This window comes from Jiangella sp. DSM 45060 (assembly GCF_900105175.1).
Classification (GTDB): domain Bacteria; phylum Actinomycetota; class Actinomycetes; order Jiangellales; family Jiangellaceae; genus Jiangella.
Window position 1 is genome coordinate 1,296,378 of the sequence record NZ_LT629771.1, and the last position, 14,815, is coordinate 1,311,192.

13 protein-coding genes are annotated in these 14,815 nt (G+C 72.6%); 1 reads left to right on the top strand and 12 read right to left on the bottom strand.

What is annotated here, in order from left to right:
• Window positions 1-11 precede the first annotated feature (11 nt).
• On the bottom strand, window positions 12-1,025 hold the full coding sequence (locus BLU82_RS05780; RefSeq protein ID WP_172885539.1) for a LacI family DNA-binding transcriptional regulator: 1,014 nt from the start codon (window positions 1,023-1,025) through the stop codon (window positions 12-14).
• 96 nt (window positions 1,026-1,121) lie between these two features.
• Here BLU82_RS05780 and BLU82_RS05785 point away from each other — a divergent pair, with 96 nt between their 5' ends.
• Window positions 1,122-2,942 carry a hypothetical protein gene (locus BLU82_RS05785; protein WP_172885540.1) on the top strand — a complete coding sequence of 607 codons (1,821 nt, stop codon included), beginning with the start codon at window positions 1,122-1,124 and terminating at the stop codon, window positions 2,940-2,942.
• Between the two features lie 20 nt (window positions 2,943-2,962).
• Here BLU82_RS05785 and BLU82_RS05790 read toward each other — a convergent pair whose 3' ends face one another.
• The 11 genes from BLU82_RS05790 to BLU82_RS05840 form a co-directional block, all read right to left on the bottom strand.
• Complete coding sequence (locus tag BLU82_RS05790; RefSeq protein WP_197682759.1) at window positions 2,963-3,637, bottom strand: alpha/beta hydrolase; 675 nt, start codon at window positions 3,635-3,637, stop codon at window positions 2,963-2,965.
• Window positions 3,634-4,713, bottom strand: a complete 1,080-nt coding sequence (locus BLU82_RS05795) for a mandelate racemase/muconate lactonizing enzyme family protein (RefSeq protein ID WP_092616950.1) — start codon at window positions 4,711-4,713, stop codon at window positions 3,634-3,636. Before BLU82_RS05795 ends, BLU82_RS05790 begins: the two co-directional genes overlap by 4 nt.
• On the bottom strand, window positions 4,700-5,599 hold the full coding sequence (locus tag BLU82_RS05800; protein WP_092616953.1) for a 5-dehydro-4-deoxyglucarate dehydratase: 900 nt from the start codon (window positions 5,597-5,599) through the stop codon (window positions 4,700-4,702). The genes BLU82_RS05795 and BLU82_RS05800 overlap by 14 nt, the downstream gene beginning before the upstream one ends.
• Window positions 5,596-6,480 (bottom strand): NAD(P)-dependent oxidoreductase, encoded by an 885-nt coding sequence (locus BLU82_RS05805; protein WP_092616956.1) that lies wholly within the window; start codon window positions 6,478-6,480, stop codon window positions 5,596-5,598. The genes BLU82_RS05800 and BLU82_RS05805 overlap by 4 nt, the downstream gene beginning before the upstream one ends.
• Window positions 6,477-7,778: a Gfo/Idh/MocA family protein gene (locus BLU82_RS05810; RefSeq protein WP_092616960.1), complete on the bottom strand. Its 1,302-nt coding sequence runs from the start codon at window positions 7,776-7,778 to the stop codon at window positions 6,477-6,479. The genes BLU82_RS05805 and BLU82_RS05810 overlap by 4 nt, the downstream gene beginning before the upstream one ends.
• Before the next feature lie 28 nt (window positions 7,779-7,806).
• Window positions 7,807-9,393 carry an FAD-dependent oxidoreductase gene (locus BLU82_RS05815; protein WP_172885542.1) on the bottom strand — a complete coding sequence of 529 codons (1,587 nt, stop codon included), beginning with the start codon at window positions 9,391-9,393 and terminating at the stop codon, window positions 7,807-7,809.
• Between the two features lie 6 nt (window positions 9,394-9,399).
• Window positions 9,400-10,299, bottom strand: coding sequence for a carbohydrate ABC transporter permease (locus tag BLU82_RS05820; protein ID WP_172885543.1), 900 nt, complete (start codon window positions 10,297-10,299; stop codon window positions 9,400-9,402).
• Window positions 10,296-11,291, bottom strand: a complete 996-nt coding sequence (locus BLU82_RS05825; RefSeq protein ID WP_197682760.1) for a carbohydrate ABC transporter permease — start codon at window positions 11,289-11,291, stop codon at window positions 10,296-10,298. The genes BLU82_RS05820 and BLU82_RS05825 overlap by 4 nt, the downstream gene beginning before the upstream one ends.
• Before the next feature lie 5 nt (window positions 11,292-11,296).
• Complete coding sequence (locus BLU82_RS05830; RefSeq protein WP_092616963.1) at window positions 11,297-12,673, bottom strand: ABC transporter substrate-binding protein; 1,377 nt, start codon at window positions 12,671-12,673, stop codon at window positions 11,297-11,299.
• Window positions 12,670-13,551, bottom strand: a complete 882-nt coding sequence (locus tag BLU82_RS05835; RefSeq protein WP_197682761.1) for an NAD(P)-dependent oxidoreductase — start codon at window positions 13,549-13,551, stop codon at window positions 12,670-12,672. The genes BLU82_RS05830 and BLU82_RS05835 overlap by 4 nt, the downstream gene beginning before the upstream one ends.
• Window positions 13,552-13,723: 172 nt before the next feature.
• Window positions 13,724-14,761 (bottom strand): LacI family DNA-binding transcriptional regulator, encoded by a 1,038-nt coding sequence (locus tag BLU82_RS05840; protein ID WP_092625499.1) that lies wholly within the window; start codon window positions 14,759-14,761, stop codon window positions 13,724-13,726.
• Between the last annotated feature and the right edge of the window lie 54 nt (window positions 14,762-14,815).

The following is a 14,815-nucleotide window of genomic DNA, read 5'->3' on the forward strand; positions in this document are numbered from 1 at the left end:
GACGACGCCGGTCAGGCCGACTCGCGTCGTCGGAGTTGCGCCGAGAACACGAGCTCCTGGGGCTCCGGCGGGCCCTCGCCGGCGATGCGCTGCAGCAGCAGCCGGCCGGCGGCGAAGCCGATCTGGTGCGACTGGTTGGCCATGGTGGTCAGCTTCGGGGTGATCAGGCCCGCGGCCTCGATGTCGTCGAAGCCCATGACGGCGACGTCGTCGGGGATGCGCAGCCCGCGGGCGAGCGCGGCCTGCATCGCCCCGATGGCGACGACGTCGTTGGTGGCGATGACGGCGTCGGGTGGCTGCGGCAGGTCCAGCAGCGCCGCCATGCCCACGCCGCCACCGTCGCGACTGACCGGCGCGCGCATGAGCAGCGCGGGATCGGCCGCCACGCCGGCCTCGCGCAGCGCGGCGTGGTACCCCTCGACCCGGACGGCGGGGGCGCCGACCCCGGCGGGCGCGGTGATGAAGGCGATGCGGCGGTGGCCTCGCGACAACAGGTAGCGCGTCGCCTCCGCGGCGCTCTCGTGGTCGGCGCCGTTGACGACGTCGTAGCCCTCCTCGGGGCGGTGGCTGCCCAGCAGCACCACCGGGATGCCCACCGAGACCGCCGGACGGATGTCGTCCTGATGCTGGTAGTAGCCGGAGAACGCGATGCCGTCGACGCGCCGCTTCACCAGCTGCTGGACGGTCCGGCGCTCGATGTCGGGCTGGGCGTCGGTGTTGCACACGATGCCGAAGTAGCCGTCGGCCAGGATGGCGTCCTGCAGCCCCCGCGCCACCGACGTGTAGAACGGGTTGGTGATGTCGGGGATCACCAGCGCGATGGTGTTGGTGCGCTGGCTGACCATGCTCCGCGCGAGGTCATTGGGCTCGTAGCCCAGCTCGGCGATGGCCGCGAGCACTCGCTCGCGGGTGGCGGCGGACACCGGACGGCGCCGGCTCAGCGTGTGCGAGACCGTCGTCATGCTCACGCCGGCGAGTGCGGCGACGTCGGCGATGCCGGCGTGGCGGCGTGGTCGCGTGGTCATCGCGCGCGGTCCCTCGGATCGGTCATCGACACATCGTAGCGAGTGACGCAGAAGGTTTTGCGTCCGAGCGGGCGCAGACGAAGAGGAGTGGTTCTCGTGCACGCTGACCTGCGCCGCGGACTGGTGGCGGCGGCATGCTCGGCCGGCGACGACGCATACGACCCGGGCTGGGGGTTGCTGCGGGTCGAGGCGACGTACAACCCGATCCACACCCGCATCGTCTCGGGAGTCGCCCACCGGTACGTCGCGAGCCTGTCGTACGCCCTTGCGCTGTGTGAGGCCGGCCGGTACGAGCGGGCGGAGCGGGTCCTGCTGCGGTGCGTCGCGGACCAGGACACCGATCCGCGCTCGGACACGTACGGACTCTGGAGCTACTACGCCGAGGAACCGCTCGGTGACATGCGGCCGCCGGACTGGAACCAGGCCGACTTCAACGGCCGCGCCCTCGCGATGGTCCTGCTGCGGCACCGGCAGGCCCTGACCCCGGCCACGCGGGAGGCCGTCGGGACCGCCCTCCATCACGCTGCCCGCTCCATCGCGCGACGTGACGTCTCGATGGACTACACGAACATCGCGGCCAAGGGCACGTTCGTGACGCTCGCGGCCGGCCGGTTGCTGGACGATCCGGTCCTCGGCCGCTACGCGATGGAGCGGCTGCGGCGCTTCGCCGCGAACGTCGACGCCACGGGCAGCTTCGTCGAGTACAACAGCCCGACGTACTGGACCATCACCACACAGGCCATCACCGCGATCGGCCAGTACCTCGCCGACGACGAGGTCCGCGCCACCGCCGGGCGGCTGAGCGAGGTCGCCTGGCGGCACCTGGCCGCCCGGTGGCACGCTCCGTCCGGTCAGCTGGCCGGGCCGATGTCGCGTACGTACGGCGACGACACCGCCGGCAACCAGGGGCTGCTGCTGTTCCTGCGGACCGCTCTGGGCGACGTGGCGCCGTTCGGCTCGGTCGAGCCGCGCCCCGACGTCGAGCTGGTCTGGCCGGCGGTGCTCGAGCCGTCGGTGCCCGCCGGCTGCGCGGCCGCCTTCACCGCGCCGCCGGCGGGGATCCTGCGCCGCGAGCTGTTCGCCCACGGCGAGGCCATCGATGACGCACCCGAGCAGCGGGGCGGCGCCGCCGTGCCCGAGATCGTCGGGACGACCTGGCTGGATCCCGTGCTGGCGCTCGGGACCATCAACCAGGCGGACACCTGGCTGCAGCGTCGCAACCTCCTGGCCCAGTGGGCGGTGGCGGGCGAAGCGCCCTGGCGCCGGCCGGCGAGGTCGGTGCGGCTCAGGGTGCTCAAGGACGGCGCCGACTTCGCCTCGGGCTCGTTCTCCTCCGTCCAGGACGGCAGCGCCGCGCTGTGGGTCGTCGGGTTCGCGTCGCCGGGTGGGGATCGGCACCTGCACCTGGACCTGCTGGACCGGGGTGCGACCTTCCTCGCGGCCGCACTCGTGGTCGCGTTCGACTTCGCCGGTGCGGGCGACGCGGTCGTCCGGGTAGGGGAGCAGGCGGCGACGCCGGGCGCGGTGTTCGGGCTCGGCTCGACGGTGAGCGTGCTCACGGGCGGTGTGGAGTGCCGGATCGGCCTGGTGGACGGGGACTTCGGCGGCGCCCGGCCGTGGGGGCGGATCCGGCGCGACGGCGACCGCCTCGCTGTCGAGATCGTCCTGCTGGCGGCCCAGCACCCCGTGGAGCTCGACCTCGCCTCCGCCGGTCAGGCGTTCGTGGCCGGCACCTTCGAGCTCGCAACGGCGGGAGGAGGCCGGTCGCCGTCGCCGCCGGAGACGCGCCGGTCCGCCGACGGCATCGAGCTCGCCTGGCGTGAGCTCTGGCTGCGGGGCCGGACCCGCGTCGGTACCCGGGGCGACCACGCCGCCGGGTTCGCGTCGAGCGCGCCTGGCATGCGGCCCGGCCGGTGAGGCCTCGATACCCGCGGCCGTCAGGCCACCCAGCCGGCGGACGACAGCCAGGCGGCGCAGAGGCCGGTCCAGCGCCGGGCTTCGAGGTGGGCGGCGTCCGGCTGGTCGGCGAGACCGAGCCCGTGGTGGCCGGCACCGAAGACGTGGAGGTCCACCGGCACGCCGTGGTCGACGAGTGCTGAGGCGTAGCGAAGCGAGTGGCCGGCGGGCACGGAGGTGTCGCTGGCGGTGTGCCAGAGGAAGGCCGGCGGGTGCCGTTCATCGACGTGGTCGTCGGGCGAGACGCGGCGCCGCAGCTCCGCGTCGGCGCCCGGACCGAGCAGGTTGACGCGGCTTCGCGCGTGCGGCTGGTGGACGAACGAGATGACCGGGTAGCCGAGGACGCAGAGGTCGGGCCGCGTGCCGGGGTCGCCCACGCACAGCGACGCGGCGAGATGGCCGCCGGCGGAGAACCCGATGACGCCGACCCGCCGGGGGTCGACGGGGAGGCCGTGGTCGCCGCCGCGGATCCAGGCCAGCGTGTCGCGGGCGGCGTCGACGGCGGCGGGGTGACGCATCGGCGCCACGGGGTAGCCGAGCACGAACGCGTGGATGCCCAGCGACGTGAGCCACCGGGCCACCGGCTCGCCCTCGTGCGGCGCGTGCCGTTCGTAGGCCCCGCCCGGGAGGACGAGCATCGCCGGCGCGCCGGTCACGCACCGTCCCGGAAGGTGAGGCCGAGGCCGGGTCGGGTGTGGGCGGTGAGGTGGCCGCTGGTGATGGTGACGGGGCTGGGTGTGGTGAGGCAGTCGAGGGCGGTGAAGGAGGCGTCTTCGACGTCCTCGACGAGGGTCGGTTCGGTCAGGGTGAGGGCGAGTTGGCCGGACAGTTCCGGGAGGAGGTGGGGGGCGAGGGTGGCGCCGTGGGCGCGGGCGAGTGCGGTGATGCGCAGGAACGGGGTGATGCCGCCGACGCGGACGATGTTGGGTTGGATGATGTCGCAGGCGCCGGCGTCGAGCAGGTCGCGGAAGCGGTGCAGGGTGTGGGCGTTCTCGCCGAGCGCGATCGGCACGTCGACGGCGCCGCGGAGCTGGGTGTAGGCGCGGGTGGCGTCGGCGAGGAGGGGTTCCTCGACCCAGGTGAGGTCGAACCGGGCGAGGGCGGTGATGGCGCGGCGCGCGGCGGGCAGGTCCCAGCGCTGGTTCGCGTCGACCATGAGCCGGCGCCCGGGCCCGATCACGTCCCGCACCGCCGCGACCCGTTCGACGTCCTCGCCCAGGTCGGGCCGGCCGACCTTGATCTTGACCGCTCGGTGGCCGGCGGCGACCCACCGCCCGGCCTGGGCGACCAGCTGGTCGAGGGGGTAGTGCAGGTTGACGCCGCTGCCGTAGACCTCGACGGAGTCTCGTTGCCGGCCGAGCAGGTCGGCGAGTGCGGTGTTGTGGTGGCGGGCGCGCAGGTCCCACAGCGCCAGGTCGATGCCGGCGAGGGCGAGGGTGGTGATGCCGCCGCTGCCGGCCTCGTGCAGGTGCCGCCACAACCCGTCCCACACGGGTTCGGGGTGGGCCGGCTTTCCGACGACGAACGCGGCGCAGTCGTCATCGATCAGGGCCCGGATGGCGGTGGCGCCGATGGTGGGGGTCCAGGAGAACCCGGTCCCGGTGGCGCCGTCCGCGGTGGTGACGTCGACGACGATGACGTGCACCCGCGGCACGTCCGGCCCCCACGGACGCCGCAGCGGCAGCCGCAGCAGCCGCGTCGCCACCGAGGCGATGAGGTCAGGCGAGCCCATCGGCCACCGCGAGCAACTGGCGCAACTGGTCGAGGTGGGCCGGGGACGGGTCGGTCAGCGGTGGGCGCACGGCGCCGGCGTCGAGGCCGCGCAGCCGGACGGCGGCCTTGACCAGCGACACGGCGTAGCCGGGCACCTGATCGCGCAGCCGCACCAGCGGGGTGAAGAACTCCGCCAGCAGCCGCTCACGCTGGGCGTCGTCGCCGGTGGCCAGGGCGTGGTGGAACGCCAGGGACACGTGGGGGGCGAAGCAGAACACCGCCGACGAATACAACGGCACCCCGATCGCCCGGTAGGCGGCCTGGGTCTGCTCCGCGGTGGGCATGCCGTTGAAGAACAAGAACCCCTCACCGGCCTCGGCCCGGACCGCGAGCACGATCCGCTGCATCAGGTCCAGATCACCCAGCCCGTCCTTGAACCCCACCACCCTCGGGTGCCGCGCCAACCGGGCCACCGACTCCGGGGTGAACCGCACCCCGCCGCGCTGATACAGCACCAGCGGCAGACCGGTCGCCGCGGCGACCGCCTCGACGTAGGCCACCAGGCCGTCGCCCGGCCCGGCCACCAGATACGGCGGCAGCACCAACAACCCGTCCGCGCCGGCCCCCTCCGCGCGGCGGGCGCAGGCGATCGCGTGCGGGAGCGGACCGCCGGTGCCGGCGAACACCGGCACCGCTGCGTTGACGGCCTCGACCGCGGTCGACACCACCAGCTCGTGCTCGTCGGCGTCCAGGGCGTGGAACTCGCCGGTCCCACACGCCGCGAACACCGCCCCCGGCCCATGCTCCAACCCGCCCTTCACGTGGAGGGCCAGCACGCCCGCGTCGACCGCCCCGGACCCGTCGAACGGGGTCACCGGGAAGAACAACACACCATCGAGTTTCATCGCAGCTCCGTCCGCCAAGATCGTGCCGGTTTCCAGCCCAACAACCGTTCCGCGTTCGCGTTCCTGAAGGCCGCCGCGTCACCCACCAACGCCGACGCGAGACCAGCCGTGCCCGGGTGGAACCGCGGCAACAACTCCGCCAACGGCGCCCGCGCCAACGCATCCGCCGCCCCGGCGAAGAACGTCTCCCCATTCGGCACCTCATCCCCCCTCGACAACAGCAGCCCGATGAGGTCCGCGGCGTCACGGGCATCGACATAGTTGAACAACGACCCCGCCGCCAGCGACGGATCGTCCAGCCGCTCCCGCACCGTGTGCCCCAACTGCGTCGGCGCCCCGGCCCACTCCTCCTCGCCGATCACGTAACACGGCCGGACGACGCTGACCCGCATCCGCTCACCGGCCCGGGCGGCGAACATCCGCACCACCTGCTCGGCCACCAGCTTCGACAACCCATACGCATGCCACGGCGCCACCGGATGCGCCTCATCGATCGGCAGATACGACGGCACCCACCCGCCCGGCGCGCCATACCCCACCACCGTCGGACTACTCGCCACCACCACACTGCGGACCCCGGCCTCCAGAGCGGCCGCACACACGTGGTGAGCCAACGCCGTGTTCACCCGCAAGATCTCCCCCTCCGGCCGGCTGAACGGCACCGCCACCGCCGCCAAATGCACCACCGCGTCCGGACCCACCCGCCCCACCGCCCACCGCGCCTCCTCCGCCACCGCCAGATCAGCCGCGAACCACTCCCCACCATGACGCCGGCCCGGCGCACACCGGTCCACACTCACCACCTCATGCCCCAACCCCAACAACCCCTCCACCACCGCCACACCCAACCGACCCGACCCACCCGTCACCAGCACCTTCACCGGTCGAACCCGATCCCGAGGTCCAGTCCGGCGAGGTCGACGGCTTGCCCACTCGCGAGCGAGGCGTTGCCGGCGATGCCGACCGCGACCGCCGCGATTCCGTCGACATGCGACGACACCCGGCCGAGCTCCGGTTCGGCCACGGCCGGACCGAACAGGTCGTCGAGCAGCAGCGGGTCCGCGCCTCCGTGGGAGCCGCTGACCTCGGGCAGTTCGTGCACCACGGCGGACTCCCAGTGCCGCTGGACGCGCAACTCGTCGCGGCGCGGACGCACGGGGTCGTGGCCGCTGGCCTCGCGGATGACGCTCGGGTCGATGACGGTGTGCCCGTGGCCGTCGACGAGGACGGCGGAGCGTTCGACGACGTCGAGCTCGATGCGCCCGCGGGTCCCGGTGAACGCGACCCGGTAGCCCTCGTACGGGCTGTGCGCCGTCAGGCTGTAGGTGAGCGTGGTGCGCGACCCGTAGTCGACGACCAGCCCGACGGTGTCCTCGATGGTGATGCCCGGTCCGAAGACGTTCTCGTTGCGGGTGTAGCCGTCGTGGTGGGCGTGATCGGTGTAGAGCGCGCGGATCGAGGGGTCGCCGTCGATCGTGAGGTCGAACCGGTCCCGGACGTCGTCGCCGGCGTCCCGCACGATGCCGTGCTCGCCGTAGAACCGCAGCCCGCCCGACGCGTAGACGCGGGTGGGCCGGTCGGCGAGCCACCAGTTGACGAGGTCGAAGTGGTGGCTGGACTTGTGCACCAGCAGCCCGCCGGAGATGTCCTTCTCCCGATGCCACCGCCTGAAGTAGTCGGCTCCGTGCGCGGTGTCGAGCAGCCACTCGAAATGCACCGCGGTCACGCGCCCGATCGTGCCTGCGGCGAGGAGCCGCTTGACCTCGGTGTTCCGCGGCGCGTACCGGTAGTTGAACGCCAGGCGCACGGAGCGCCCGGTCCGCTCGACGGCGGCGGCGATCTGCCGGGTCTGCGCGGCGGTCACCGCGAGCGGCTTCTCGACGATGACGTCGACCCCCGCGTCGACGGCTCGCTCGATGTACTGCGCGTGCGTCGCGTCGGGTGTGGCGACGAGGAGCACGGTCGCCGCCGTGTCCCGCAGTGCGGCCTCGAGCTCGTCCGGCCCGAACCGCACGACGTCGCCGCCGATGCGGCGCTGGTAGTAGTCCAGGCGTCCCGGGTTGCTGTCACCGATCGCGACCAGCTCGGCCGCGTAGCGGCCCGCGGTCAGCGCGTCGATGAACGTGCCGGCACGGGCTCCCGTGCCCAGCACCGCCACCCTCTGCACTGGTCGACCCATGTCTCGTCGTGCTCCTCTCATCGTGGCGTCAGTAGCCGAGCACTCGCGGCCAGTGCGGCTCGACGCCGAGGCCGGTCAGCGTGGCCTGCAGCTCCCGGGTCGCGGCCGGTGACGTGGCCACGTCCTGCGGCCGCGTGCGCCGCTCCAGGCAGTGGACGGCCAGCGCGCCGGCCGACTCGCCGACGTTCCACTCCACGGGGTGCAGCCGGTAGGCGCCGTTGGTGATGTGCGTCGTCCCGATGTTCTTGCCGGCGGGCAGCAGGTTGGCCAGGCGCACGGGCACCAGCGACCGCAGCGGGATCTCGAACGGGCGGCACTCGACGTCGATGTAGTTGTCGCCGCCGGTGGTGGGGTGGATGTCGATGCGGTACATGCCGACGCCGACGCTGTCGTCGAACCGGGCCGGCTCGGCGGTGCCGCCGGCGGCGACCGCGACGTCCTGCTCGACGACGGTGTACAGCGCGCGGATGCGGCGGCCCTCGCGCACGTACGGCGCCATCGCCAGTCCGTCGGCCGTGCCGAGAACGTCGCCGCGCAGCCGCAGCCCCGGCCAGCCCTGCCCGCCGTCCGGCCGCGGCGCCTCGGTCTGCAGCCAATGGACGTAGGACAGGCTGAGCGAGCGGGCGCCGTCGAGATGCGCCTTGGCGTCGGCGGTCTCGATGACCGGCCCGCCGAGGTAGTCGAGCATCGGCCAGTTGGCCAGCACGACGTCGGAGCCGAGGAACCCGTCCTCGAAGGTGCGGCGCGCGGCGATGCGCCGGAACGTCCACAGGTCCTTGTCGCCCGCGGCGTCGACGGCCGCCTGCTCGTGCGACGGGTTGACGTGCATCGTGCGGGTGACCGGGCGCAGCGTGCGCGGGTCGGGTGCGGTGAACGACAGCAGCGGCGCGCCCCAGAACTCCGGCGCCCACGAGCGCCAGTGGTCGTACTCGGGCGGGCGCGGGATCGTGTGGTCGCCCGGCGCGTGGTCGAAGGCGAAGCACCAGGTCACGGCCTGCATGTTGAGCGGGTCAGCGGTCTCGGCCGCGTGCGGTTCACCGGTCTGCGACCTCGACTCCGCTCCGGTGACGTACTCGGCGCCGGCCAGCGGCAGCAGATCGCCGGTCTCCGTCGCGTCGAGCACCATGGGCGCCTCGAGCCGCGTCTCGCGGCCCACCTCGTCGCGGACGACCACCGCGCGGACGGTGTCGCCGTTCACGTCGACGCCGTGCGGCCGGACGTGGTGCAGCACCGTCAGCCGCCCGCTGCTGCGGTACGGCGCCAGCAGCTGCTCGATGACCGCCACGGCGACGCGCGGCTCGTGGCACAGCCGGCTGACATGACCCAGGCCCGGGTTCAGGTAGGGGTCGGCCCGCGCGGCCGCCGTCAGCGGGTAGTGGTCGCGATAGTAGGCGCGGATGCCGTCGCGCAGGGCGCGGTAGGTGCGCGTCACGCCGAACTGCTCGACCCAGACGTGCTCGTCTGGCGGGACACCCTGCGACGTCAGCTGGCCACCGAGCCACGCGGTCGGTTCCGTCAGCACGACGGTGCGGCCGAGGCGCAGCACCGACAGCGCGGCCGCCACACCGCCGAGCCCGCCACCGACGACGGCGACGTCGGGCCTCAACGTGGTCATGTGCGACTACCCCTTCAGTGAGCCGGTGTTGCCGGCGGCGCGCAGGAACTGGCGCTGGAAGACGAGGAAGAACAGGATCGGCACGATCGCGCTGATGAACAGCGCCGCCATGTAGGGGCCGTACTCGGTGCTCTCGGCCAGCCGCGGCAGCACGACCGCGATCGGCTGCACGTCCGGGCTCGGCAGCACCAGCAACGGCCAGAGGAACTCCTTGTAGGCGCCGACGAGCATGAGCACCGAGAGCACGCTGAGGATGGGCCGCGACATCGGCAGCACGATCGAGACGAACAGCCGCACCGGCCCGGCGCCGTCGACCTTCGCCGCCTCGAAGATCTCACCGGGGATCGACGCGAAGAAGCGCTGGACCAGCAGGACGCCCACCGCGTTGGCCGCGTTGGGCAGCCACACCGCCCAGAACGTGTTGATGAGGCTGATGTCGAGCAGCGGCACGTCGACCACCGTCATGTACAGCGCGACCAGCGACACCACGCTGGGGATGAACAGCGTCGCCAGCACGAGCGCGGACACGATGCCGCGGCCGCGCGGCTTGAGGACGGCCAGCCAGTAGCCGCCGGTGGTCGCCACCAGCAGGCCGAAGACGAGCGAGCCGGCCATCAGCCAGACCGTGTTGAGGAAGTACTTCGCGAAGTCGACCTGGTTCCAGATGATCGAGAAGTTCTCCCAGTGCAGGCCGCTCGGCCAGACCGACAACGGATCGGCCAGCGTCTCCGTCGACGTCGACGTCGCCGCCTTGAACAGCCACGCCATCGGGCCGGCGCAGGCCACGGCCAGCGAGGCGATCACCAGCGTCGCGAACAGGCCGATCAGGGTGCGGACGAACGGGTCGCGGCGGCTCAGCGTCGAGACGAGGGTCCGGTCCTCCGCGGCGGCCTTGGTGCGGGTCATGAGGTGCTCCAGCGCCGGGTCGCCCGCAGGTAGACGAGCGAGAGCAGGGAGAGCGCGACGGCGAGCAGCAGCGAGAGCGCCGCGGCCCGGCCGTAGTCGCCGGAGATGAACGCGTAGCGGTAGACGAGCATGAGGATGGTGACCGTGCGGTTCTCCGGGCCGCCGCCGGTCATGATGTACGGCTCGGTGAAGACCTGCATGGTCGAGATGACCTGGAGCAGCAGCAGGACGAGGATGACGCCGCGCAGCTGCGGCAGCGTGACGTGCCAGAGCCGGCGGAACAACCCCGCGCCGTCGGTCTCGGCGGCGTCGTAGAGATCGGTCTGCACGCTCATCAGCGTGGCCAGGTAGATGATCGTGGCCGTGCCGAACGTCGCCCACGTCACCTGCACGACGATGGCGGGCATGGCCAGGTCGCCGTCGTTGAGCCAGGCGATCGGGCCGAACCCGACCTTGCCCAGCAGCGAGTTGAAGAAGCCGTCCGCGCCGGGGTCGTAGAACGTCTTCCAGAGCAGCGTCGCGACCACCGGAGGCAGGATGACCGGCAGGTAGGCCAGCGCCGAGGCCAGCCCGCGGGTCCGGCGCAGCTCGGTGATCACGACGGCCAGCAGCAGCGGGAGCGGGAACCCGATGACCGCCGCGAGCAGGGCGTACCAGACCGTGTTGCGGGTGGCGGTGAGCAGCAGCGGGTCGTTCAGGACGGCCTGGAAGTTGTCCAGCCCGACCCACTCCGACGTCACGAAGTTGGTGCGCTGCAGGCTCAGCGCGAGCGAGCGCAGGATCGGCCACCAGGCGAAGAACCCGAAGCTGAGCAGCAGCGGCAGCACGAACAGCAGCCGGGACGGCCCGCCGTCGGTCAGCCAGCGGCGCACGGCCCCGGCCGGTGACGTGCGGCGCCCGCCCACGACGGGCCGGCGCGGGCCGGCGCCGGCGGGTTCGGCCGGCTCCGTCCCTCGCGGCGTCATGGCACCGGCGTCGGCGGGCGCACGCATGGCGGTCAGCCGGCGTCGAGCGCGGTCTGGGCGGACGCGTCCGCGTCGGACAGCAGCGCCTCGACGTCGGCGTCCTCGCGGGTCAGCACGGCCTGGACGACGGTGTCGAGCAGCGCGTACAGCTCCTGCGCCTTGACCGCCGGCTCCGTGACGAGCGGCAGCGCGTCGACCGACTCGAGATAGGCGGTGTAGTTCTCCCGCGGGACGTTGATCGAGTCGGCGATCCAGCCCAGGTACTGGTCGTAGGTCTCCCGGTCGACGACCGGCAGTTCCGGCTTGCCGACGGGGATGCCGTCGGCGGCCGACGCCGCGGCGTTGTCCTTGGCGATCTGCTCGTCGGTGTACTTCTCGAACCGCTGGAACTCGATCCAGCGGACGGCTGCCTCGATCTCGTCCTCGGACGCGTCGGGCTTGACGATGGCGACGGTGCCGCCGCTCAGGGTGCCGATGCCGTCGTCCTGCTGGGGGAGCGGCGCGACGCCGAACGCGGCCGGGTCCATGCCGTTGTTGGTGACCATCGTGTTGTAGGCATCGGCCCCGCCGACGTACATGCCGGCGCCGCCGCCGGCGAACAGCCGTGCGATGTCCTCGGCGTTGAGCAGGAAGTTGCTCCCCATGACGTTGTCGTCCCAGCGCAGCGTGCGCAGGAACTCCAGTGCCTCCACGGTGGCCGGGTTGTCGACGTCGGCCTCGGTACCGTCCTCGTTCACGATGGTGCCACCGAAGCCGTAGCTCATGGTGGTGAGCGACCAGCCGCCGTTGTTCTGCGTGGTCATCGCGGCGAAGCCCTGCGCGTCGGTGGCCGCCTCGATCGCCTGCGCGGCCGTGCGCACGTCGTCCCAGGTGCTCGGCGGGTCGTCGGGGTCGAGGCCGGCCTGCTCGAACAACTGGCGGTTGTAGATCAGCCCCATCGTGTAGGCGCCCCACGGGATGCCGTAGACGCGCTCGTCGTCCGTGACGATCTCGTTGACCACCGGGTTGATCGCCGACAGCGTCTCGCTCGACTCCAGGTGGTCGGTGAGGTCGGTGACCTGCTGGCGCGCGATGAGCCCGCGCATCTCGGTGAACGGCACGTTGAACACCGTGGGCAGCTGGCCGCCGGCGACCAGCGCGTTGAACGTGGTCGCGTCGAACGCGGTCTCCTCCGACTCGATGTCGATGTCGGGGTTGGCCGTCTCGAACTCCTCGACGCGGCGGTCCCACTCGGCCAGTTGCTCGGCCTTCTCCGCCGTCGGCATGCCGCCGACGGTCAGGACGACGGGGTCGTCGCCTGCGCCGTCGCCGCCGGTGCCGCCGCCGGAGTCGTCCGAACACGCGGTGAGGGTGAGCACGGCGGCGCCCGCCACGAGCACGGCCGCCGATCGGAGCTGGTGTCTCTTCATCGAAACTCCTTGCTGGGGACGAGAGTAGGGATGTGGCCGGGCCGGTGCGCCGAATGGATCGGGGCCCAGCCGAGGAGCTCACGGGCCCGGGTCGTGTCGACCAGGGCGGTCCGGTCGGGGAACTGCGCACGCGTCGGCACGTGCGGCGCGAACCGGGTCAGCAGCTCGTGGGTGGGGATGTCGGGCAGGACGTCGTCGGCGGACAGCAGTACCACGTGGGCACCGGTCAGCGGCGCGTCGAGGGCGGCGAGGAAGGCCTGGACGACGTCGTCGAGCACGATGTAGGACCAGCCCTCCCTGGCGACGCGGACCTCGGCGCCGGCGCCGGCCGTCAGCTTGGCCGACGCCTCCACGGCCTCCTCCATGGTGCGCACGTGGGCCAGCCGGAACGCGACCACGTCGATGCCCCAGCGGCTGTGCGCCATCCGTGCGGTGTGCTCGTCGGTGAACTTGGCCAGCGAGTACGGGTCGTCGTGCAGGACCGGCAACTCCTCGTCGAGGGGGAAGTAGGCCGGCCAGACGTCGTGCCGGTTCATCGGCACGCCGAACGCGTTGATGCTGCTGGCGATGGCCGCCCGGCGGATCCCGCGCCGGCCGGCCTGGTCGAGCACGTTGAACGTCGCGGTCGTGTTGACGCGGAACACCTCGTACGGCGTGCCGAGATTGGGGTGCGGGATCGCCGCCGTGTGCACGACCGCCGCGACGTCGTCGAGCGCCTCGGCGACGGCGTCGATGTCGCAGGCGTCGCCGGTGACGAGCCGGTCGGCGGCGCTCGGGCCGGTCCACTCCAGCGCGAGGCCGGTGACGGGACGTCCGGCGGCCGCCAGCGCGCTGGTGACCGCCCGGCCGATCCGCCCGTCGGCTCCGGTCACCAGCACGCGACCGGCGCCGTCGGATGTGCTCTGTGTCGACTGGCCCACGAACGAGTCTCCCGCTTCCTCGACCAATGCGAAACCGCTTTCGCATTGGGCATACAAGAGCAGACCTCGCGGGTGGTTGTCAAGGAGCTCCGGGCGGACTGTCCCGGTGACCGAGGAGCGGGGCGCGGCGTCAGGCGGTGGCGGTGCTGGGACCCTCGACGAGCACCGGGGTGACGACGCGGCGCTGGGGGTTGGCAGGCTCGGGTGCGTGGGTGTCGTCGGCGTCCTCGCCGAGGGCGAGTCGTCGCGCCGCGGCCGCGCCGAGCCGCTCCAGTCGCAGGTCGACGCTGGTCAGCCGCCGCGTGCCTTGGTCGAGCATGACGCCCTCCCAGTTGTCGACGCCGACGATGGCGATGTCGTCGGGCACGCGCACGCCGTGGGCCTCGAGCACGCGAAGGGCGCCGAAGGCGATGCTGTCGTTGCCGCAGAAGATCGCATCGAGCTGCACTCCGGCCGTGATCAGCTGCTCGGTGCCGGTCGCTCCCCAGTCCTGTGACCAGCCGCCGTACAGCGGCGGGTGTGCCGTCCGGAGCCCGGCCGCGGCCAGCGTCTCGGCCATGCCGGTCTCGCGGCCGCGCACGGACAGGCTGTCGCGGCCGCCGGTGACGTGGGCGATCCGCCGCCGCCCGGTGGCCAGCAGATGCTCGACCGCCAGCCGGCCGGCGCCGGCGCTGTCGATCTGGAAGACCGGATCGGCGGGGTCGTCGCTGTCGGTGAAGGCGTACACGACCGGCGAGTCGAACCGGTCGGTGACCGACCGGGAGACCAGCTCGTTGTTGGTGCCGACGACCAGCACGCCCTCGGCCTTGCGGGCCTGCAGCCGGCGCACGTCCTCGTCGCGCCAGCGGCCGCCGCGCACGTCGGCGTCGAAGACCAGGGTGGCGTGGCCCAGCAGGCCCAGTTCCTTGATCGCCCCGATCAGCACCGGGCGGGTGAACGGGGTCTGCGCGCGGTGCGTGAAGACGCCGATGGTCCGGCTGCGCCCGCTGGCGAAGGACTGGGCCAGTGCGTTGGGCGTGTAGTCGAGCCGGTCGGCGGTCGCCCGTACCCGCTCGCGGGTCGCCTCGGAGATGCGCCGGTCGCCGCGCAGCGCCTTCGAGGCGGTCGCCACCGACACCCCGGCGAGTACGGCGACGTCGCGGAGGGTGACCGGTGCTGCTGCGCGCATGACGGGAAGCATACGGCCCTTGACCCGGCTGGGCGCATGGCTGTATCAATGCCC

Excerpts from the sequence above, each read along its gene's own strand:
- BLU82_RS05810 (WP_092616960.1), bottom strand. The coding sequence starts at position 7,778 with ATGGGTCGACCAGTGCAGAGGGTGGCGGTGCTGGGCACGGGAGCCCGT.
- BLU82_RS05830 (WP_092616963.1), bottom strand. The coding sequence starts at position 12,673 with ATGAAGAGACACCAGCTCCGATCGGCGGCCGTGCTCGTGGCGGGCGCC.
- BLU82_RS05780 (WP_172885539.1), bottom strand. The coding sequence starts at position 1,025 with ATGACCACGCGACCACGCCGCCACGCCGGCATCGCCGACGTCGCCGCA.
- BLU82_RS05840 (WP_092625499.1), bottom strand. The coding sequence starts at position 14,761 with ATGCGCGCAGCAGCACCGGTCACCCTCCGCGACGTCGCCGTACTCGCC.
- BLU82_RS05795 (WP_092616950.1), bottom strand. The coding sequence starts at position 4,713 with ATGGGCTCGCCTGACCTCATCGCCTCGGTGGCGACGCGGCTGCTGCGG.
- BLU82_RS05800 (WP_092616953.1), bottom strand. The coding sequence starts at position 5,599 with ATGAAACTCGATGGTGTGTTGTTCTTCCCGGTGACCCCGTTCGACGGG.
- BLU82_RS05820 (WP_172885543.1), bottom strand. The coding sequence starts at position 10,299 with ATGACCCGCACCAAGGCCGCCGCGGAGGACCGGACCCTCGTCTCGACG.
- BLU82_RS05825 (WP_197682760.1), bottom strand. The coding sequence starts at position 11,291 with ATGCGTGCGCCCGCCGACGCCGGTGCCATGACGCCGCGAGGGACGGAG.
- BLU82_RS05815 (WP_172885542.1), bottom strand. The coding sequence starts at position 9,393 with ATGACCACGTTGAGGCCCGACGTCGCCGTCGTCGGTGGCGGGCTCGGC.